The organism is Pullulanibacillus pueri (assembly GCF_014639255.1).
Taxonomy (GTDB): domain Bacteria; phylum Bacillota; class Bacilli; order Bacillales; family Sporolactobacillaceae; genus Pullulanibacillus; species Pullulanibacillus pueri.
In genome coordinates this window covers 1-21,688 of record NZ_BMFV01000028.1, presented here as the reverse complement: position 1 = coordinate 21,688, position 21,688 = coordinate 1, and the positions used below count along the sequence as shown (strand labels likewise).

The window sequence follows — 21,688 nt, the reverse complement described above, 5'->3', positions numbered from 1 at the left end:
GTTGATTGGAGAGGAAGGCGCGAGACTCCTTCGGGAACAGCACGAGTCCGAAGATCCACTTGGGAAAACAAATATCCAATTCCCAAGTTAGCAGAGGCCACTAAGGACGATCGATTAAAATCGTCACGTCCTTAAGGAACTTCGACTAAAATCGTCACATCCGTGTGACAACGTCGAAGCTAGCACATCCTGTGCGTCGAACACCAATCCTACCCACGTCAAAAAATCGTAAGAACACGATTTTTCTGCGAGGACTAATCTCTTAGTCGCTTTCCTTAGTCCTGTGGGCATGAGGACAGCAAGCGACCTGTAGCGTAAATCAACCTCTCGACAACACCTTGTTTTAAAGGAAACTTTTTCAGTGACCTCTTATTTTGGAGGGTGCTTTTTACTCCTCCAATAATCAAGCCGCTTTTTGACCGTTTTTTCGTGTCCTCTTGGGGTCGGAACATAGAATGTTTTTCCTAATAAATGGTCGGGTAAATAGTTTTGGTCAACGAATCCATCAGGATAATCATGAGGATATTTGTAATCAATGCCATGTCCGAGTTTGCTTGCTCCTTTATAGTGGGCATCACGGAGGTGGATGGGAACCTGACCCGTCCTTTCTTTTTTAACTGTCTCAAGAGCACTATCGATACCCATGATGACACTATTAGATTTCGGTGCTGTTGCTATATAAAGTGCTGCTTCAGCCAAAGGTATCCGAGCTTCGGGCATACCAATGAATTCAACAGCATAGGCAGCGGCTTGGGCGATAAGCAAGGCATTAGGATCGGATAAGCCAACGTCTTCAGCAGCATGAACATAGAGTCTTCGGGCAATAAAGCGAGGATCTTCGCCAGCTATCATCATTTTGGCTAGCCAGTAGAGGGTGGCGTCTGGATCCGAGCCACGTAAACTCTTAATAAAGGCAGAGACAGTATCATAATGATTATCACCTGACTTATCGTACTGAAGCACTCGTTCTTGAATGGATTCTTCTGCAGTTTCTAGATTAATATAGATGGTCCCTTCTTTATTGGGAGGTGTTGTCAAAACAGCTAATTCTAAAGCTGAGAGAGCTGTCCGGGCATCACCGTTAGAAACATTGACGAGGTGCTGGAGAGCGTCTTGGTCAATTTCTATGGCGTAGCGCCCATAACCGCGTTCCTGATCATTAAGAGCTTGCTCTAAAACCCTTTGGATATCATAATCCGTTAAAGCTTCAAAGCGAAAAAGTGTGGATCTGGAAAGAAGGGCGGGATTAATTTCAAACATGGGGCTTTCTGTTGTTGCCCCTATTAGAATGATTGTTCCGTCCTCGACAAAAGGCAGTAAAGCATCCTGCTGGCTCTTATTAAAACGGTGGATTTCATCAATAAAAGTCACTGTCTTTTGATCGTCAAATTTCAGTCGTTCTTTGGCCTCACTTGTCATTTTTCGAATATCATTTACCCCAGAGGTGACCGCATTCAGTTGCTGGAAATAGGCGGAAGTTGTATTGGCAATGATTTTGGCTAACGTGGTTTTGCCAGTACCAGGGGGGCCGAAAAAAATCATAGCCGTTAATTTATCAGCTTGAATAGCGCGTCTTAATAGACGCCCCTCACCAACAATTTGATCCTGACCGATGAATTCGTCTAATGTTCGGGGACGCATTCTATTGGCCAGTGGGACGCCTGTCTTACGAGATTCCTTGGAATAATCGAATAAGTCCATGGGGGATCTTCCTTTCTAAGAGTAGTGCAAGTATATATAGGAACATGGAATTCCTCTTTTAATATATTGTTAGGGTTGAATCTTTGGTTCTTTGTCTTGCCATTATACCATCAATAAATGGGACCTAAAAAGATCTTCCCACGTTAAGTATAAATAAGATGTTGGTCAGACCATACCCAAGGCTCTGTATTCGTGATATACTTAGTGTGTCTATCTTATATGAACGTGACCTGAAGTGATGTTGAAGTTAAGCGGCAACAAAAGTTGAGAAGAGCGGAGTGTCAAACTTTGACGACTAAATTATGGATAAAGTCCTCAGGAAAGCAATTAGGATACTGGGGTGTTTTTTTATTTGGACTTATTATCATGTCTTTAGGAATTGCTTTAGTCATTCAGGCCAATTTAGGCGCGACGCCGTGGGATGTATTGCACATTGGTCTCTTTAAGCACTTCGGATTGACAGTGGGGACATGGTCCATTCTGGTTGGGAGTCTTGTGGTAGGTTCGACGTGCCTATTAACAAAATCCTGGCCAAAAGCAGGTGCCCTTGCTAATATGATCCTTGTCGGGCTTTTTATTGACTTTTTTTTAGCTGTTTTACCCACTCCTGAAGGATTGTGGGTAAAATGGGTCATACTGATGTTAGGGATTTTTATTCAAGGGCTCGGGATTAGTATTTATATTGCAGCTAATCGTGGTGCTGGCCCCCGCGATAGCCTTATGCTTTATCTAGTGGAGTTAACAGGTTGGAAATTGTCACATATAAGACGAGCGATGGAAGGCGTTGTCCTGCTCATGGGCTGGCTTTTAGGAGGTCCTGTCTCAATTGGGACGATTTTGTTTGGTCTCACCATCGGCTCAATCGTAGGGATTTTACTTCCAATATCTAAAAAAATGATAACTATAATGTTAGAAGGGCGGGCTGTTCATGAAAATATCGACAAAAGGAAGATACGGACTCACCATCATGATGGCATTAGCAAAACATTACGGTAAAGGCCCCTTGGCTTTAAAAGTGATTGCGGAAAATCATCAATTATCAGAGCACTACCTTGAACAATTGATAGCACCGCTTCGCAATGCCGGTTTGGTCAATAGCATAAGAGGAGCCTATGGCGGATATGTTCTGGCGAATGAGCCACAAGAGATCACAACAGCGGATATTATTCGAGTATTAGAGGGACCGATTCGTCCTGTGGAAATCATGGATGATGATGATCCTGCTAAGCGAGAATTATGGTTAAAGATTCGTGATGCTGTAAAAGATGTGTTAGAAAATACGACACTTGCTGATCTGATTGACTTTGATCAAGAAGATCATGTGCAAGATCCTGATATGTTTTACATTTAATTATGGAATGTTAGATATAGGAAGTGTATGAAGATGGAACATATTTATCTCGATCATGCGGCAACAACACCGCTTCATCCGAAAGTGTTAGAGTCCATGCTCCCTATTTATCAAAAGGTCTTTGGAAATCCGTCCAGTATTCACTATTTTGGAAGAGAAGCGCGGAAGCTTGTTGATGATGCGCGTGAAAACATCGCTAAAGCCATTGGTGCCAAGCCCAATGAAATTGTATTTACAAGTGGCGGTACGGAAGCGGATAATACAGCGATTATTGGAACAGCCATGGCCATGAAAGCGAAGGGAAACCACATCATTACTTCAAAAATTGAGCATCATGCTGTCCTTCATACGTGTCAGTATCTGGAGACTCAAGGTTTTGAAGTCACTTATTTAGATGTGGATGAAAAGGGGCGTATTCAATTAGATGAATTTCAGCAGGCCATAAGGGAGGATACCATTCTTGTCACGGTCATGTACGGAAATAATGAAGTCGGTACGATACAACCCATCAGGGAAATGGCGCAGATTCTGGAAGAGCATTCCGCTCTTTTTCATACAGATGCAGTACAAGCTTTTGGTGTGAAAAAGGTAGAGGTTCAAGCGTTAGGTGTCGACTTAATGTCAATGGTTGCTCATAAAATCAACGGTCCAAAAGGGGTTGGTTTCCTTTATGTGAAAGAAGGGACGCCGTTTTCACCCTACCAACATGGTGGCGAGCAAGAAAGAAAGCGTCGGGCAGGAACCCATAATGTACCAGGCATTGTTGGATTAGAGAAGGCGTTAGTATTAGCTGCTGAAAATCGTGATGAGAATGATAGCCACTATCGCCGCCTGCAGACGATTATCCTTCAGTATTTAGAAGAACAACACATTGATTTTTCGGTCAATGGGGATGTCAAAGATTGCCTTTCCCATATTCTTAATCTCTATTTCCCGGGAATTAAAGTTGAGCCTTTTTTGACAGCTTTAGATCTTGGCGGAGTAGCTGTTTCCAGTGGTTCCGCTTGTACAGCAGGCTCTGTTGAACCTTCCCATGTTTTATCCGCCATGTATGGAAAAGAGGCCGAGCAAGCAAAAAGTTCGATTCGCATCAGCTTTGGGTTATATAATACGGAAGAGCAAGTGACCCAAGCCGCTAAAATTATAGCACAGACGGTTAAACGTATGCTTTGATAAATATTTTGATTAAAAGGAGGTGACGTTCTGTGAAACCTATAGAAGAAACACGCGTAGTGGTAGGGATGTCAGGGGGCGTTGATTCCTCAGTCACGGCTTTGCTCCTCAAGCAGCAGGGCTACGATGTTGTGGGGATTTTCATGAAAAACTGGGATGATACTGATGAAAATGGTGTCTGTACAGCAACGGAGGATTATGAAGATGTTGCAAGAGTCGCCAATCAAATCGGCATTCCATATTACGCCGTGAACTTTGAAAAGGAATATTGGGACAAAGTGTTCTCTTATTTCTTAGAAGAATATAAAGCCGGTCGGACACCGAATCCAGATGTCATGTGTAACAAAGAAATCAAATTTAAGGCTTTCCTTGACCATGCTTTATCGTTAGGTGCGGACTACGTTGCCACAGGACATTATGCTCGCGTAGAACGCTCAGAGGGCAAGACGAAGCTCTTAAGAGGTCTTGATAATGGTAAAGATCAAACCTATTTCTTAAACCAATTATCAGAAGAACAACTCTCACGCGTACTTTTTCCATTGGGTGAGCTGAAAAAGCCTGAAGTGCGCAAAATCGCCCAAGAGCACGGTTTGGCAACAGCGAACAAAAAAGATAGTACGGGGATATGTTTTATTGGTGAACGTGACTTTAAGACATTCCTTAGTCACTATTTACCTGCACAATCCGGTGAAATTCGTACCATTGATGGAGAATATAAAGGCACACATGAGGGTTTAATGTATTATACCAATGGTCAACGTCAAGGATTGGGCATTGGTGGCCCAGGAGGTCCTTGGTTTGTGTGTGGCAAAGATCTTGATAAAAATATCCTTTATGTTGCCCCGGATAACCACCCTTCCTTGTTTTCCGAAGGCTTGACGGCAGAAAAAGTCAATTGGATTAATGGCCAACCTAAGACCACAACCTTTACTTGCACGGCGAAATTCCGTTATCGTCAACCTGATCAACCGGTATCGGTAACCGTGGAGCCAGAGGGGCGATTGACAGTGATGTTTGCGGAGCCACAAAAAGCCATTACGCCGGGACAAGCGGTTGTCTTTTATGATGGTGAGCTCTGTTTAGGAGGCGCCACGATCGATGCTATTTTACAGAAGGTTTATCATGGAAAACTTGATTTTGTGAAAGCCAACTAAGAAGAAGCTCTTGCCTAGTGCAAGGGCTTTTTTGCTGCTGGTGCATTTTGGTATTAAAAACCTTTCTGCATCTTAAAAGGATTTGTCTGCCACTCATTGTCCGGTTTTGCTTAAAAAATGTAAGTTAATGTGATGTAGGAACGTTGTTTTTTACGTGTTCATTCCTGATAGGAAGCGAAATGAAAAATGGAATAGGACTATCAATTATGACAAATGCTTATTCGGAGGGGTAAAAAAATAACGCGAGATTGGAAGGTGAAACAACAATGCTCGATGCAACAACCTTAGAGATAGTGAAATCAACGGCTCCCGTACTAAAAAAGCAAAGTAAAAAAATTGGTGAACATTTCTATAAACTCCTCTTTGCGAAGGCACCTGAACTTTATAATATTTTTAATCAAACTAACCAAAAAAGAGGCATTCAACAAGAGGCGCTTGCCTATTCCGTTTATGCAGCAGGAGAAAATATTGACAATTTAGATGCCATCAAGCCCTTAGTCAGAAGAATTACAGAGAAGCATAGGGCTTTAGGGGTCCAGGCGAACCAATATCCTGTTGTTGGGGAGACTCTGCTTCAGGCTGTTAAAGATGTTTTAGGAAAGGCAGCGACAGATGAAGTGCTTCAGGCATGGGGCCAAGCCTATAATTATATAGCGGATATCTTCATTTCAATTGAGCGAGAGTTATACAATCAAACAGAACAGCAACCAGGCGGCTGGTTAGGGGCTAGAGATTTTCGTGTCGATCAAAAGGTAAAGGAGACAGAAGATGTCACGTCATTTTATTTAAAACCTGCTGATGGAAAAGCGATTCCTACTTATAAAGCCGGGCAATACCTCACGTTAAAAGCCAATATAGAGGGAGAACAGTATACACATATAAGGCATTATAGTTTATCTGAAAGTCCTGGAAAGGAGTATTATCGCATAAGTGTTAAACGTGAGCAGGCGCAGGGGAAAGCTCCAGAAGGGATTGTTTCAAACTATCTTCATCATTCGGTGAAGGAAGGGGACACCCTACAATTCGCTGCTCCTGCAGGTGACTTCACATTGACAGACGACGGTCTTCCTATAGTGTTGATTAGTGGAGGAATTGGGATTACACCTATTTTAAGTATGTTTAAAACCTTGGCTCAAACACAACCGGATCGTGTCGTCACTTTTATTCATGCGACACTAAATAGTTCGACCTACGCTATGAAGGAAGAGGTTCACCATTTAGTGGAGAAGAATGATCGATTAAAGGCATTTCTTTGTTATGAAAAACCGTCCAAAGAAGATCAAGAAGCTAAAAGCTATGCTAAAGAAGGTTACATTGATCTTGAATGGTTGAAAAAAATACTTCCTAACAATCAAGCCCATTTTTATTTTTGTGGTCCTGTCCCTTTTATGAAAGCAGTAAACAATGCATTAAAAGAATGGGGCGTGCCTAAAGAGCGTAGCCATTATGAAGTGTTTAATCCGATTAGTCTTTTGGAAGAAGCTTAAGCGGGGAATCTTAAGTCATCAAAAATGGAAGGAACCCAATATCGTACTTTTAAAAGAGGAGAGCCTAAAATGGGTGGCTCCTCTTTTCTCAATTTGAAAGAAGGGGCGTTTTATCCATAAATGAGGCGATGATGCTGAGGAACATCTCTTTGTTGAAGTGTTTCGGATGTTAGACTTTCCTTTCCATTCCAATAGGTGCTGATGGATGCCCTTGTTACAAATGAAAGAGGCGGCAAATATTTCTACTCCTATTAAAACAGTTATTTTCAAGTCCCCCTGTTTCCAGGGCTTGTCTATTTTTGATATACTTATGAGAGATTTTCTGTGTAACGGGGGGAGCATTATGATAGATTGGAACAAACAGGGGCATACCTATTTAAAGGAAAAAGCAATAGAGAAAGCAGCGGAAGCTTTTAATCGTGCTATCGAGGACCACCCGAAAGATCCAATAGGGTATAGTAATTTTGGTAACCTATTATTAACCATCCATGAACCAGCACGTGCACTTGCTTTTTTTAATAAAGCATTAGAACTTCAATCTGATTATGCTCCGGCATCATATGGGTTAGGAAACGCCCTTTACGAACTTGAACGGTATGAAGAGGCGATTCCATGTTTTCAATTGGCAGAACAAAATGGAGTTACTGACGACGGCGATATCCATTATATGCTCGGAATGTCTTATGTGAATCTCAGTCAATTGATGATGGGCCTTGTTCATCTCCAACGGGCCGTTGAGTTGAACGAACAAGATAGTGAGGCGCGGTTCCAATATGCACTTTGTCTAGCCAAATTAGGTTCTCTTCAACTGGCTCTTCAGCAGTTTGATCAAGTGATTGAACAGCAACCTGAACATGCGGATGCTCATTATAATAAAGGGGTGGCTTTAGCTTCCAGAGGTCAAACGGCTGAAGCCATAATGGCATTTCAAACAGCTATAAAGCATCAAAAAGACCACGTTCTTGCTGCCAATGGTTTGAGAGCACTTGAAAGCGCCGTTGAAGGAAACAATGAGATTAAGGACGAGCAGCTATGATGGAATCTATGGATCTTTTTGCTGAAGAAAAAAAATATGTGAAAGGAATACCTCATCATATCGTTTTTCGTAATGAGGAAAATGGCTATACGGTCTTAAGGATTCGTGTTGAGGAAACCAATGAAGCCATTGAGGATAAGGACATTGCACTTTTTGGTTTTTTTCCAGTTATTCATCTTCATGAGAGCTATCAATTTTTTGGCAAAATAAAAATGCACCCCAAATACGGACAACAATATGAGGTTGAACAATTTCGCAAACTTCTTCCCCAATCTAAGGATGGCGTTGTGCAGTACCTCTCAGGTGAACTCTTTCCAGGGATAGGTAAGTCAACGGCGGAGAGAATTGTGGCCCACTTAGGAGAGACAGCGATTACTCAAATTCTAAATCAGCCCCAATGTTTAAGTGATGTGCCGAAACTGCCAGAGGATAAAGCTCTCCAAATTGCCGAAACCTTAATGGCACATGAAGGCTTGGAAAAGGTGATGATTGCGCTCTCGGATTATGGTTTTGGCACGCAGCTGTCCACGAAAATCTATCAAGCCTATGGGAATGACGCTGTCAGAATAATAGAGGAGAATCCCTATCGATTGGTTCAAGATATTGAGGGGATTGGTTTTCATCGGGCTGATGAGATTGGCAAGCGATTGGGTTTAGTAGGCAATCATCCTGAACGAATTCAAGCAGGTTGCCTGTATTGGCTAAATGAGAAAGCTCAGAACGAGGGTCATGTTTTTATGACTTTTGCTGAGACCGTAGATGGTGTTCAGGAGCTACTTTCAACGAAACAAGCAGAGGTGGATGTTGGTTCGATTGAAAATGAACTAGATGTGCTTGAAGAAAAGGGACAGTTAATTATTGAAGAACTCAACGTTTATCTTCCTTCACTCTATTTTGCTGAAAAAGGGCTTGTCACAAGCATAAAAAAATTATCAGAGCAAACCGACTTCGAAAATGAATTCTCAGAAAGTGAATTTTTAGAAGCCTTAGGGGCCTTGGAGGAGCGATTAAATATTCAATACGCTCCTTCACAAAAAGAAGCCATTCAAACTGCGATTCATTCTCCTATTATGCTTTTAACGGGGGGGCCAGGAACTGGTAAGACCACGGTTATAAAGGGAATTGTAGAGATTGTCGCTGAACTTCGAGGGTTCTCTCTTAACCCTAAAGACTACAAGGATAAAGAGGAGTCCTTTCCGTTTTTATTAGCAGCACCAACAGGGCGGGCGGCTAAACGTATGAGTGAATCGACGGGACTCCCAGCGGTGACGATCCATCGGCTGTTAGGCTGGCGGGGAGGCAGCGGCTATGATCACGATGAGGAACATCCGATTGAAGGAAAACTTCTGATTATCGATGAAATGTCGATGGTTGATCTATGGCTTGCGAATCAGCTCTTTAAGTCTTTACCATTGCCTATGCAGGTGATTGTCGTCGGTGATGAGGATCAATTACCTTCGGTGGGACCGGGTCAAGTGCTCAATGATTTTTTGCATTCTGAGGTGATTCCAACGGTGCGTCTGACGGATATTTATAGGCAATCCGAGGATTCCTCAATTATCGAGCTTGCTCATGAGATTAAACAAGGAAGACTTCCGGAAACGATCGGCCAACAGACGGGAGATCGGAGCTTTTTTAACTGTCACCAGAATCAAGTGGTTGATGTTGTCTGCCAAGTTTGTAATAATGCAATAAAAAAGGGCTTTACGGCTATGGATATTCAAGTGCTGGTCCCTATTTATAGGGGGAGTGCGGGAATTGATGCAATGAATACTGCTCTGCAAAACCTATTTAATCCTGAAAGTGATAGTAAACGCACCTTAACCTTCGGAGACAAGCTCTTTCGCACAGGCGATAAAGTTTTACAACTCGTAAATAATCCCGACGAAGGGGTTTTTAATGGGGACATTGGTGAAGTGGTGGCGATTTTTAGGGCCAAGGAAACGACAGAGAAAGAGGATCAATTGGTTGTTTCGTTTGATGGTAAAGAGATTGTCTATTTAAAAAGAGACTTAAATCAGCTCACACTTGCTTATTGTTGCTCGATTCATAAATCGCAGGGAAGTGAGTTTCCCATTGTTGTTCTGCCGATTGTCAAAGGCTATCACCGTATGCTCAAGCGCAATCTTGTTTATACAGCGATCACCAGAAGTAAATCCTTTCTCATTCTCTGTGGTGACATCAAGGCATTGGAATATTCCATAGAACAAACCCATGTCGACCGGCGAAACTCGATGTTAAAAGAAAAATTAATCGAGCGGTTAGGCACAGAAGCGTTGGCTCTATCAGAACTTTCGATAGAGGATTTTGAAGAGGAAGTATGAATGAATGACTCTTTGGGCAAAATGGTGACCAGAGGTGAACCTGATGCATTGTCCAAATTGTAAAAATAAAAATCTAGGAAAAATAGGCGTGAATCAATATTATTGCTGGGATTGTTTTATAGAATTAACACTTACAAATAATAAGCTTTCTCTTAATCAAGTTGAAGAGGACGGCAGTTTAACCACACTTGATGATTTATTTGAAGAACAAGATTTAAACGTTCAAGAGGGTTAAAAAGGAAGGGACGAAAAACGGGGACGATGATTGACATCGGCTCCGTTTTTTATATAAAAGATCAGAAAGAAAATTTCTGGTCATCAGGATGGTGTGGATTTCCGCTTCAATCACTTGATTGCTGTGACGCTTTTTTTGTTAGAAGAAGCTGTCTTTAGTGCAAGCGCAGTGCTGTTTTGTTAATTTCAGCCTTGATTCGTGCGCCGTTTGTGAGTTTCACTTTTTGTTTTGTGTACATGATCGTTACGTCGCAAGCTATTTCACCAGCGAGAAATAATGTAAAATGGCTAATGAGAGTTGCGGATTTGATTGCGATTTTATATTATAACTTTCTCCAGTCTGTGGCAAACTAAAGGCTGGAGGGGTTCTCATGAGAAAATGGACGGCTCTTGATTGGGTAAAGAGATTAGCTGTTTTAATTTTGTTTTTCTTAAACTGTTGGTTTTTACTCAAATTATTTCCTTATATCGGGATGGCTTTAGGCTATGCCCTCAAAATTTTAGCCCCTTTTTTAATCGCGTGTCTCATTGCCTATCTTCTTCATCCGCTAATTGAAAAATTACATAAACAAGGGATGCCAAGAGCATTGGCTATTCTTATCGTGTATCTCTTGTTCTTTGGCGGAATCACTTTTGCATGTGTCAAAGGAGCGCCTATTGTTTATGAGCAGCTAAGAAGTTTTGCAAAGCAGGGGCCAAACTTGCAAGAGATGTATCAAGATAATGTGAACCATATTTACTATGCGACATCAGATTTTCCTGAAACGCTCCATGATCATTTTGATCGGATTCTCGCGTCCTTAGAGAGTGGACTCAACCACCTTGTAAGGAGACTTATTTTAGGCATTCAAAATATCTTTAAATCCATTTTTACCTTATTGTTAATTCCGTTCATTGTCTTTTATTTATTAAAGGATTTTGATCGGGTTAAGGAATGGATCTATCGGCACACCCCTGAACGTTTACGCTCTCCTGGGCAATCACTGATCCGTGATATTGATGAATCATTAGGGAGTTACATCCGGGGCCAGCTTTTGGTTTGCTTAGTTGTGGGGATTGTCTCCTTCATAGGATTGTGGCTGCTCCATATTCCCTATTCTTTGCTATTAGGCATATTTATGGGTATCACGGATATTATTCCTTATTTTGGCCCAGTCATTGGCGCCGTACCTGCCTTATTAATTGCTGTGACATTATCCATAAAAAAGGTGATTTTAGTTTTGGTGATTGTTCTTGTGGTGCAATTTCTAGAAGGGAATGTTTTTAGTCCTATTATTGTGGGAAAAAGCGTGCATATTCATCCGATTTTTATTATGCTATCCCTTGTCATTGGCGGTGATATCGCCGGTGTTGTGGGTATGTTGCTAGCCGTTCCCGCCTTTGTGATCTTAAAGGTGCTCGTCAACCATTATGTCGATTATCGAAAAAAAATTGACAAGGAGAGCGAAACTTGATTATAATTTACTCACCAAGTATTAAGGTATAACGAATTGAACGAAGCGAATACGATGAAAGAGTTAACCATCAATCAAGGGATACAGAAACGGATTCCTAGGCTGAGAGAATCCTTGAACAAGATGATGGGCGCCACTCTGAAGTGCAGTTAACCCCTGCCGGCTTAAGGTCCGTTATCGCCATGATTAAAAGCTGATAGATCGCCATACAGTGTGATCTATAATTAGGGTGGTACCGCGTGAGTTTAATGCTCTCGTCCCTTTTGGGGATGAGGGCTTTTTATATTGGTTAAACCTGTTCAATCGTTAATCTATGGAAAGGAAGTTGCTCTATGAAAAAATTAAGCTCAAGAGAAGTTAGACAAATGTTTATAGACTTTTTTAAGGAAAAGGGACATCGGGTGGAGCCAAGTGCCTCTCTTATCCCTCACGAAGATCCAACGTTACTTTGGATTAACAGTGGTGTAGCAACCTTAAAAAAATATTTTGATGGTCGAGTCGTCCCAGAAAATCCTCGTATTGTGAATGCTCAAAAGGCGATCCGCACCAACGACATTGAAAACGTCGGTTATACCGCAAGACATCATACGTTCTTTGAAATGCTTGGAAATTTTTCAGTAGGTGATTACTTTAAGGAGGAAGCGATTCAATGGGCTTGGGAATTTTTAACGAGCCCTAAGTGGATTGGTTTTGATCCCAAATACTTATCTGTAACTATTCACCCAGAAGATGACGAGGCCTTTGACCTATGGCATAAGACGATTGGGCTTCCTAAGGAACGGATTATTCGTCTGGAAGAGAACTTTTGGGATATTGGGGAGGGTCCAAGTGGTCCGAACACAGAAATTTTTTATGATCGTGGGGAAGCTTATGGCAATGATCCCGAAGATCCAGAACTTTATCCAGGTGGAGAAAACGAACGTTATTTAGAGATTTGGAATCTCGTCTTTTCACAGTTCAATCATAATCCAGATGGGACTTATACACCTCTACCTAAGAAGAATATTGATACAGGGATGGGTCTAGAACGTATGGTCTCTGTCATTCAGGAGGCAAAGACGAACTATGATACTGACTTATTTCTTCCTTTGATTCAAAAAATTGAAGTTATTAGTGGAAAAACTTACGGTGAAACCAAAGAAAGGGATACTGCTTTCAAGGTGATTACAGACCATGTCCGTGCCGTATCCTTTGCGGTTTCTGATGGTGCCCTTCCGTCCAATGAAGGGCGTGGCTATGTCTTACGTCGTCTCATTCGGAGAGCGGTACGCTTTGCCATGGAACTTGGCATTGAACGGCCTTTTATGTATGAACTCGTGCCCATTGTGACAGAAATCATGGGTGAATTTTACGATAATTTAAAGACCCAAACCGCTTTAGTACAAAAAATCATTCGTACTGAAGAAGAACGTTTTCATGAAACCCTTCATGAAGGATTGGCTATATTAAAGGATGTTATGGCGAAGGCGAAAGCGGCAAACGAAAAAGTGATTGCTGGAACAGATGTCTTTAAACTCTATGATACGTTTGGGTTTCCAGTAGAACTTACTGAAGAATACGCCGAAAATGAAGGCTTTACCATTGATCATGAGGGTTTTGAAAAAGAATTGAATGCTCAACGTGACCGGGCAAGACAGGCACGTCAAACAACAGAATCGATGCAAGTGCAAAATGAAACCTTGCGTGAGATTACTGTTGAAAGTGAATTTATTGGGTATTCTGAGCAAGAGAGTGACTCTAAGGTGGCCATCATTGTCAATCAAAATGAAGTGGTTGATTTCGCAAAGACAGGTGACGTGGTCCAAATTATCCTTGATAAGACGCCTTTCTACGCTGAAAGTGGGGGACAGGTTGCCGATAAAGGGAAACTCGTCAATCAAGCGACAGAACTTCTCGTCCAAGAGGTTAAGAAGGCTCCTAATGGTCAAAATCTCCACACCGTTAGGGTTGAAAAAGGAAACCTTAAGAAGGGTGACGTGTTCAAAGCAGAAATTCAATCCGAACGTCGATCGGATACAGAAAAAAACCATACGGCAACACATCTTCTTCACCAAGCCTTAAAGGATGTCTTAGGGACTCATGTGAATCAGGCCGGTTCTTTAGTGACTCCTGAAAGATTGCGCTTTGACTTCTCTCACTTTGATAAGGTCACGGAAGAGGAATTGAATCGCGTAGAAGAAATTGTGAATGAAAAGATCTGGCAAAGTCTTTCTGTAGAAACAATGCAGAAAGGGATAAAAGAAGCAAAAGCTATGGGGGCAATGGCGCTTTTTGGTGAGAAATATGGAGATATAGTTCGTGTTGTTCGCATTGGTGACTATAGTTTAGAACTTTGTGGTGGTTGTCATGTCAGAAACACTTCGGCCATTGGCTTATTTAAAATTGTTTCTGAGTCAGGTATTGGCGCAGGAACTCGTCGGATTGAAGCGGTCACTGGTAAATATGCCTTTACTATGCTGAATCGTCATTTGAAGGACTTACAGCATGCCGCACAACTTTTAAAGACCACTATTGACGGCATTCCTGAAAGAATTGAAGGATTTTATTCACAAATTCATCAATTGGAAAAGGAAAAAGAATCATTAATATCGAAATTAGGTAATACAGAGATAAATGAAATCAAACAAATGATCCAAGAAGTCGAAGGTATCCCTTTTGTTGCACGAAAAATAGAAGGACAAGATATGAATGGTTTACGTGCGATGATAGATAAATTGAAAGAACAATTGCCTTCAGCGGTATTAGTACTAGCTTCAGTAAAAGATGGGAAAGTCAATATTGCTTGTGGTGTCACTAAGGACCTTATTGAAAAAGGATTCCATGCTGGAAAGCTTGTAAAGGAAATCGCCACTCGTTGTGGTGGCGGTGGCGGTGGTCGTCCTGATATGGCCCAAGCTGGCGGGAAAAATCCTGAGGCGCTTGACAATGCGCTTGCATTTGTAGAACAATGGGTGTCAGAACAGTCCTTGTCCAAATAATGAGGTGGCAAAGAGCGGGCTAGACTTTTCTATTAGCGAACAGCTTTTTGCAACCCATAAAATATATTGAGCTGTATAAGATGAGGGGGAACCCGTTATGGATAAAACAATGCAATTTAATTTTTATGATGATCAAGACAAAAGTGATGTGAAGAATGTTTTATTAAAAGTTCATCAAGCACTTCAGGACAAAGGGTATAATCCGATCAACCAAATTGTTGGTTATTTGTTATCAGGTGACCCAGCTTATATTCCCCGCCATCAGGATGCGCGTAATTTGATACGTAAAATTGAGCGGGATGAGATTATTGAAGAACTTGTTACCACCTATTTAAAGCAACATCAAGAGGACGGTTTATGAGAGTGATGGGTCTTGACTATGGTACAAAGACCGTGGGCATTGCAGTAAGTGATGCTCTAGGTCTTACCGCTCAAGGGGTAGAGACGATCCATTATCAACAGCATAGGCGAGATGTGCTCTATGAGCGTATAGGTCAACTGGTTCTCGACTATGAGGTGTCACGTTTTGTTGTTGGTTTGCCTAAAAACATGAACGGAACCGTAGGAGAACGCGGCGAAGCTTGTATTTCTTTTGGAAATCAGCTTAATAAACGTTTTGATTTACCTGTTGAGATGTATGATGAGCGTTTAACAACCATGGCAGCGGAGAGAATATTGATTGAAGCCGACGTCAGTCGTAAAAAACGAAAGAAAGTCATAGACAAGACAGCAGCAGTTCTCATTTTACAAGGGTATTTAGATCGTAATAGAAATGGAGTGTCATTCGAATGAGTCATAACCATAACCACGACGAAGAGCAAGAACGCATTATTATCCCTGATGAAAATGGTGAAGAACATTTATTTGATATTTTGTTCACCTTTGACGTTGAGGAAACAGGAAAGTCTTATATGGTGGTTCAACCTGCTGAATCCCCAGAGGACGACGAAGAGGAAGCCGAAGTTTTTGGTTTTAGATATGAAGATGTTGACGGAGAGTTCAGCCTATTTCCTATTGAAACGGATGAGGAATGGGACATTGTTGAGGAAATGCTCAATACATTTGTAGACGAAGAAGAACTTTAAGTCTTTTCAATCTTTTAGGCCGCGGAGAAACCTTTAATAGGGTTTCTCCGTTTTTTGTAATGTCAGCATTTATATCTTAGTAGAAGACCGTAAAGGGCAACTTAGGCTTTTGCCATTACGTTTGTCAGAAGACTAGTAGTAAGGATTTTCGGTCATTAAATAAGTGGTGATTTCCGCTCCAGAACTTTTTGGGGTGGTTGAGGTGCTAGCTTTGGCGTTATCACATGGATGTGATGTTTTTAGCCGGCGCCCTTGGTAGCCTCAGCTCACTTTGAAATGGATTACCTGTGTGTTCCAAAATATTTAGGCTACAAACCCCTGTTCCTTCGTCTACTCGTATCGCTTCATCGTTGGATCCTCGGAACAACTCGAAGTGTATTCGTGAAGACACGCTGGCCCCGTTCTCGAAAGACTTAGTTTTGGCATCCTTGAGTCAGCGGCGCTGAGGAACATACTCTGGATAAGTGTAGCGAATCCGAGACTTCCTCTCCCAATCCACTTGTCCCTTTTAAACGCTATGAAAGCCCTATTATTCATAGCTCTGAACACTTTTTCCAAAAGAATCCTTTTATGATGAATACGGTCATTATTTGTATATTTTGCTCAAGTTTTCTCGACTTTTCTTTATGTTATAGTATAATGGATTAGGAAATTGAAGGGGGCGTTCTTATGGGGGATTCGAAAGATCGTTTCCAAGTGTTGCGTGAGAGAGCAGAAGAAGCGCGTTTAGTCCGTCGTATTGTATTCATTGTAGTATGTAGCCTCGTGATCCTCTTCGTAGGAGGAGCCACATTTACATATTATTACATATCTCATTCACTGGCACCTGTGAGTTCTACAGAAAAGAAAAAAGTTGTCGTGAACATACCGAGCGGATCATCAACGGAAGACATCAGCAAGATCTTGGAATCCAAAGGTGTTATAAGAAATAGCACAATTTTTCATTATTATGTTAAGTATAAAAATAAAAACAACTTCCAAGCAGGTGTATATCAATTATCTCCGGGGATGACAATAGATGATATTATTGGAAAAATAGAATCCGGGGATGTTTATACAAATGCAGCATTGAAATTAGCTATTCCTGAGGGGTACAAAGTCAGTGATATTACAAAACGTATTGCCGAAAAGACAAAACTGACCGAAAAAGAGATTAATAAAAAGCTTAATGATCGGAATTACATTAAAGAGCACTATATGAAGAAATATCCGTTTTTGACGGATGCGATCTTAAACAAGCAAATAAAATCACCACTCGAAGGGTATCTGTTTCCAGCCACTTATAATTTTGATAAGAAAAATCCAGATTTAGATACGATTATCGATAAAATGTTAAGTAAAACACAGACTATTTTAGAGAAGTACAATAGTCAAATCCAAAATAATTCTTTAGGTTCTGTCCATAAAATATTATCAATGGCTTCTATTGTTGAGCGAGAAGCTGAAAAAGATGATGATCGAAAGAAAGTGGCAGCTGTTTTTTACAATAGACTGGATAGCGGGATGAAATTGCAAAGTGATATCACGGTATTGTATGCCTTAGGAAAAACTAAAGCGAAGGTTTACCAAAAAGACACAGAAATTGATTCGCCTTACAATACCTATGTTCAAAAGGGATTGCCTGTAGGACCAATAAATAATCCGAGTGAGTCTTCAATAGCGGCTGTTCTTGAGCCTGCACATACAAAAGCATTATTCTTTTATGCCCGCCCCAATGGAGAAATACTGTTTACAGACACATTGGCTGAGCATAATAAGGTTGTTAACAAATATAGTCACGAATGGGATGACGTAAAAGGGGAGTAATTTAACTCCTCTTTTAAGTTTATATAAAATACTGTATGATAAAGTATTGGGTCAGCTTATACGAGACCAATGCTATTTCATGATAAGACCTGAAAAGAAAGGATCACTTTGTATGACAAAAAAGCCAATTATTATAGGAGTTGCAGGGGGATCGGGTTCCGGTAAAACGACTGTAGCCAAGGAAATTGCCAAGAGCTTTCCGACTCAGTCTATTGCTGTTGTTGAACAAGACGCCTATTATAAAGCACAAGATTATAAATCCATGGAAGAGCGGATTAAAACAAATTATGATCACCCCTTGGCGTTTGATCATGAGCTTTTAATAGATCATTTACACAAGTTACTCCGTTTTGAACCCATTGAAAAACCGGTGTATGACTATACAGTGCATACAAGATCTGATAAAATTATTCCTATCACCCCTAAAGATGTGATTATATTGGAGGGCATCCTCATTTTGGATGATGAGCGCCTTAGGGAGCTCATGGACATTAAGCTGTATGTGGATACGGATTCAGATCTCCGTATTATTCGCCGCCTCGTCCGTGACACGCGAGATAGAGGGAGAACTATGGATTCTGTTATCGAGCAATATTTGACGGTCGTTAGACCTATGCATAATCAATTTGTTGAACCGACGAAGCGCTATGCCGACATTATAATTCCAGAAGGCGGTCAGAATGCAGTGGCGATTGATTTAATGGTCACTAAAATTCGTTCGATTTTAGAAGGAATTAAAGAGGAAAGTCTCGAAAGTAGATTAAGATAAATTTTCATCGTTTTTAAAATTTAATCCATTGAAGTGGTAAAAGGGAGTGTATGATTTTGGTCGAAGAAAAGAAACATTATATGACCGTTGAAGGTAAAGCAAAATTAGAAGAAGAATTAAATTATTTGAAAACAGAAAGACGTAAAGAAGTTGTTGAAAGAATTAAAGTCGCCCGTAGCTTTGGAGACCTTTCAGAGAACTCGGAGTATGATGCAGCAAAGGACGAACAGGCTTTTGTTGAAGCACGTATTCAACAGCTAGAACAAATGATTCGTAATTCCGAAATCATTGAAGAGGATGGATCAAATCCTGATCTCGTTTCTATAGGGAAATCTGTCACTTTCCAAGAATTACCGGATGGTGATGTGGAAACCTACAAAATTGTCGGTAGCGCCGAATCGGATCCGTTTGACGGTAAAATTTCTAACGATTCACCAATGGGTAAGAGCTTAATTGGGCGCAGTAAAGGCGATCAAGTCACTGTTCCTACGCCTGGAGGCGACTTACAGGTTAAAATTATTGAAGTCAAATAGTATTACATACACTAAAAAGGCGGCCTAAAGGGTCGCCTTTTTTTAAAATATAAGAATGTATAAAATTCTGGTCATCAGGAAGGTGTGGATTTCCGCTACAGAACGCTCGCTTTCCTCGGGCACGGCCTCAGCTAGCTTGGGATGATAAACGAGTTTCCCAAGTGGATCTTCGGACACGTGCTGTTCCCGAAGGAGTCTCGCGTCTTCCGCTCCAATCCACTTGATACTGACGAGGCATTTTGGTAAAAAGCTTTTTAATGCCCAACTGAATGAGGACCGGGCATGCTTTTCGCCCGGTTTTTCTCAAAAAAAAGAAAGTATAAGCCGTCGAAGCAATAAAGAGATCGGTAGAAAAATTTGTCTTCTCTGATAAGGACTTGGCGGAAGCCAAGTTTTTCTTATATAACGTTAGCGTTTTATAACTTAGTGGAAGACCTTAATGGAGAAAGGGAAATTTCGAGGTTGCTCATCCTTGCTTTATGTCGTTTGCTACTGAGGGGCTATTGGGTATTACAAGCTTTTTCAAAGCTTAAATAAGGATGGACCTTCATTATCCCCCTGAGGACGTTCTTTTCTCTATTGCCGTGTTTATGGTTAGGAAGATCGGTCAACACTGGCATTAGGGAGGGAGTTTCCTTGAATAAACGAAGAATGACCATCGTGGGGATGATTATTTTAACGGGTTTTACACTATTGATTGGGCGTTTAGCACAAATTCAACTTTTTGATACGGCGTCTTATTCACGACAACATATTAATTTAATCAATCAAAGTATTGCTCAACGCACCAGTCAATTTATAGTGAATAATGGACGAGGTATTTTACTGGATAGGACGAAAAAAGTGAAGCTCAATGGAGATGAAAAGCCCGCTCTTGTGTTGTTTCCATTTCTCAATGATAAAGAGTGGCCCGTGCAGAAACTCGCGGATATCATTCATGTTTCAGTAAGTTCAATAAAAGCGTCTCTAGCACAGGCTAAGGACCCTTTTATATTTCAACCGAATGCATTGACGTTAACAAAAGAGCAAATGACAGCTATTAATCAATTACATATCACGGGTGTTGAAGCTTTAAACGTTCGTCAGTCTACGGATAGTCTTGAGGATTCATACATTATCGGATCTGTTCGGCAAAATCCCAGCTCCTTAAAACAACGTTATCCCGAATTATTAAAGGATGGAGAAATTGCTCAGGATACTCCCATTGGTGTATTGGGTTTGGAGAAGGCTTATGATCCCTTCTTACTGTCACGTAATCAAACAAAGCTGCTTTATCATATTAGTGCTATGGGGGATCCTCTATTTGACAAGAGTGTGCGTGTTACCTCTAAAACGAATACAGAGTACTATCCCTTAAAAGTAGTCACAACCTTGGATACTGACATTCAGCAGCTTGCTGAAAAAGCGGTAGATGATCATCATCTGAAGCGTGGTGGCGTGGTGATTCTAGATGCAGTTACGAGTGACTTACTCACCATGGTAAGCCGTCCAGAGATGGATCCTAGTCATCCTTTCAAAAATGGTAATTTGATGCTTGAACCGCAATATCCTGGTTCTGTTTTCAAGATTGTAACAGCGGCCGCTGCTATACAGAATAACATTGTCAAAGAAGATGAAGTTTTTAATTGTGACCAAAATCCGTACGGGACAGGAAAAGGAACACGTCAACTTGGGGAATTAAATTTTGAAAATAGTTTTTATCAAAGTTGTAATTATACTTTTGGTACGTTGGCCAATCGAATGATGGAAACAAATGATCAAACATTGACTCAATATGCAGAACAATTAGGTTTAACACAAAAAGTGGGTTGGACAGATGATGTCTTTCGTTTTCACTCTTTTAAGCAGGTGCCTGATGAGGGTCAAAATAGCATTTGGAGAAATAATGAAGAACCTTATCAAGACCAAGAAGCTATTGCTCAAACAGCTATAGGACAACGAGATGTCAGGCTTACCCCCTTGTCAGTGGCTAATATGATGGCTACAATCAGTCGCGGGGGAGAAAAAAGAAGTGTCCGAACAGCAACTGAAATAGATTATAATCAGCCAAGTGGTGTGAAGTTAACTACTTTTCCTAAGGAAAAGCTCAAAGGGAAAAGCCTTGATTCCTATACCATTATGAGGCTAAAATCCTTATTGCGCGGCGTTGTAGAAAATGAGAAGGGCACGGGGCACCGGCTGGCAGATACTCAATACCCGGTGGCGGGTAAATCAGGAACAGCAGAAACAGATAAAGATCATACAAACGAGTGGTTTGCGGGTTATTTTCCAGCTGACAATCCCAAATATGCCATGGTCGTGGTCGATCTTGACCAACATCCAGGTGAACACAAGACTTATGATATTTATCATGATATTGTTGACGGTCTGTACACCCTTGATCAAAAGAGCCCATCCTAAACAAGCTAAGAGGTTTCCCCTCTTAGCTTGTTTTAATAACGTCAAAATAGAAAACTTAGCGGAGGACCTTAAGTGCAACTAAGGCTTTCGCTATTAAGTTTTGGCGATAAGCCAAGTTTTCTAATAACGTCAAAATTTATAATTTAGCGGAAGACCTTATAAGTGCAACTATGGCTTTCGCTATTAAGTTTTGGCGATAAGCC

The 21,688-nt window shown here is 41.1% G+C and carries 18 protein-coding genes; 17 read left to right on the top strand and 1 reads right to left on the bottom strand.

What is annotated here, in order from left to right; genetic code table 11:
- Positions 1–369: 369 nt before the first annotated feature.
- The gene (locus tag IEV91_RS15695; RefSeq protein WP_188498375.1) at positions 370–1,701 is read right to left on the bottom strand and encodes an AAA family ATPase; all 1,332 of its coding nucleotides are present in this window, start codon (positions 1,699–1,701) and stop codon (positions 370–372) included.
- Between the two features lie 288 nt (positions 1,702–1,989).
- Between IEV91_RS15695 and IEV91_RS15690 the strand changes: the two genes are divergently transcribed.
- The 17 genes from IEV91_RS15690 (at position 1,990) to IEV91_RS15610 (ending at position 21,485) form a co-directional block, all read left to right on the top strand.
- The gene (locus IEV91_RS15690; protein ID WP_229745618.1) at positions 1,990–2,697 is read left to right on the top strand and encodes a YczE/YyaS/YitT family protein; all 708 of its coding nucleotides are present in this window, start codon (positions 1,990–1,992) and stop codon (positions 2,695–2,697) included.
- A complete protein-coding gene (cymR, locus tag IEV91_RS15685; protein WP_188498374.1) occupies positions 2,630–3,052 on the top strand; it encodes a cysteine metabolism transcriptional regulator CymR in 423 nt (140 codons plus the stop codon). Before IEV91_RS15690 ends, cymR begins: the two co-directional genes overlap by 68 nt.
- A gap of 33 nt (positions 3,053–3,085) precedes the next feature.
- Positions 3,086–4,225: a cysteine desulfurase family protein gene (locus IEV91_RS15680; protein ID WP_188498373.1), complete on the top strand. Its 1,140-nt coding sequence runs from the start codon at positions 3,086–3,088 to the stop codon at positions 4,223–4,225.
- Positions 4,226–4,257: 32 nt separating this feature from the next.
- Positions 4,258–5,379 carry a tRNA 2-thiouridine(34) synthase MnmA gene (gene mnmA, locus IEV91_RS15675; RefSeq protein WP_188498372.1) on the top strand — a complete coding sequence of 374 codons (1,122 nt, stop codon included), beginning with the start codon at positions 4,258–4,260 and terminating at the stop codon, positions 5,377–5,379.
- 266 nt (positions 5,380–5,645) lie between these two features.
- A complete protein-coding gene (gene hmpA, locus IEV91_RS15670; protein ID WP_188498371.1) occupies positions 5,646–6,866 on the top strand; it encodes an NO-inducible flavohemoprotein in 1,221 nt (406 codons plus the stop codon).
- A 343-nt stretch (positions 6,867–7,209) separates the two neighbouring features.
- Positions 7,210–7,902, top strand: a complete 693-nt coding sequence (locus IEV91_RS15665; protein WP_188498370.1) for a tetratricopeptide repeat protein — start codon at positions 7,210–7,212, stop codon at positions 7,900–7,902.
- Positions 7,899–10,226 carry an SF1B family DNA helicase RecD2 gene (recD2, locus tag IEV91_RS15660; RefSeq protein ID WP_188498369.1) on the top strand — a complete coding sequence of 776 codons (2,328 nt, stop codon included), beginning with the start codon at positions 7,899–7,901 and terminating at the stop codon, positions 10,224–10,226. Before IEV91_RS15665 ends, recD2 begins: the two co-directional genes overlap by 4 nt.
- A gap of 43 nt (positions 10,227–10,269) precedes the next feature.
- Complete coding sequence (locus IEV91_RS15655; protein ID WP_188498368.1) at positions 10,270–10,461, top strand: YrzR-like zinc ribbon domain; 192 nt, start codon at positions 10,270–10,272, stop codon at positions 10,459–10,461.
- Positions 10,462–10,831: 370 nt separating this feature from the next.
- Positions 10,832–11,914, top strand: a complete 1,083-nt coding sequence (locus tag IEV91_RS15650) for an AI-2E family transporter (protein WP_188498367.1) — start codon at positions 10,832–10,834, stop codon at positions 11,912–11,914.
- A gap of 332 nt (positions 11,915–12,246) precedes the next feature.
- Positions 12,247–14,892: an alanine--tRNA ligase gene (gene alaS / locus IEV91_RS15645; protein WP_188498366.1), complete on the top strand. Its 2,646-nt coding sequence runs from the start codon at positions 12,247–12,249 to the stop codon at positions 14,890–14,892.
- Between the two features lie 97 nt (positions 14,893–14,989).
- Positions 14,990–15,253 (top strand): IreB family regulatory phosphoprotein, encoded by a 264-nt coding sequence (locus tag IEV91_RS15640; protein WP_188498365.1) that lies wholly within the window; start codon positions 14,990–14,992, stop codon positions 15,251–15,253.
- Complete coding sequence (ruvX, locus tag IEV91_RS15635; RefSeq protein ID WP_188498364.1) at positions 15,250–15,684, top strand: Holliday junction resolvase RuvX; 435 nt, start codon at positions 15,250–15,252, stop codon at positions 15,682–15,684. Before IEV91_RS15640 ends, ruvX begins: the two co-directional genes overlap by 4 nt.
- Positions 15,681–15,977, top strand: a complete 297-nt coding sequence (locus tag IEV91_RS15630) for a DUF1292 domain-containing protein (RefSeq protein ID WP_188498363.1) — start codon at positions 15,681–15,683, stop codon at positions 15,975–15,977. The genes ruvX and IEV91_RS15630 overlap by 4 nt, the downstream gene beginning before the upstream one ends.
- Positions 15,978–16,646: 669 nt before the next feature.
- Positions 16,647–17,783: an endolytic transglycosylase MltG gene (mltG, locus tag IEV91_RS15625; protein WP_188498362.1), complete on the top strand. Its 1,137-nt coding sequence runs from the start codon at positions 16,647–16,649 to the stop codon at positions 17,781–17,783.
- Positions 17,784–17,895: 112 nt separating this feature from the next.
- Positions 17,896–18,552, top strand: a complete 657-nt coding sequence (gene udk, locus IEV91_RS15620; RefSeq protein WP_188498361.1) for a uridine kinase — start codon at positions 17,896–17,898, stop codon at positions 18,550–18,552.
- 56 nt (positions 18,553–18,608) lie between these two features.
- Complete coding sequence (greA, locus tag IEV91_RS15615; RefSeq protein WP_188498360.1) at positions 18,609–19,085, top strand: transcription elongation factor GreA; 477 nt, start codon at positions 18,609–18,611, stop codon at positions 19,083–19,085.
- Positions 19,086–19,721: 636 nt separating this feature from the next.
- The gene (locus tag IEV91_RS15610) at positions 19,722–21,485 is read left to right on the top strand and encodes a peptidoglycan D,D-transpeptidase FtsI family protein (RefSeq protein ID WP_188498359.1); all 1,764 of its coding nucleotides are present in this window, start codon (positions 19,722–19,724) and stop codon (positions 21,483–21,485) included.
- Positions 21,486–21,688: the final 203 nt, after the last annotated feature.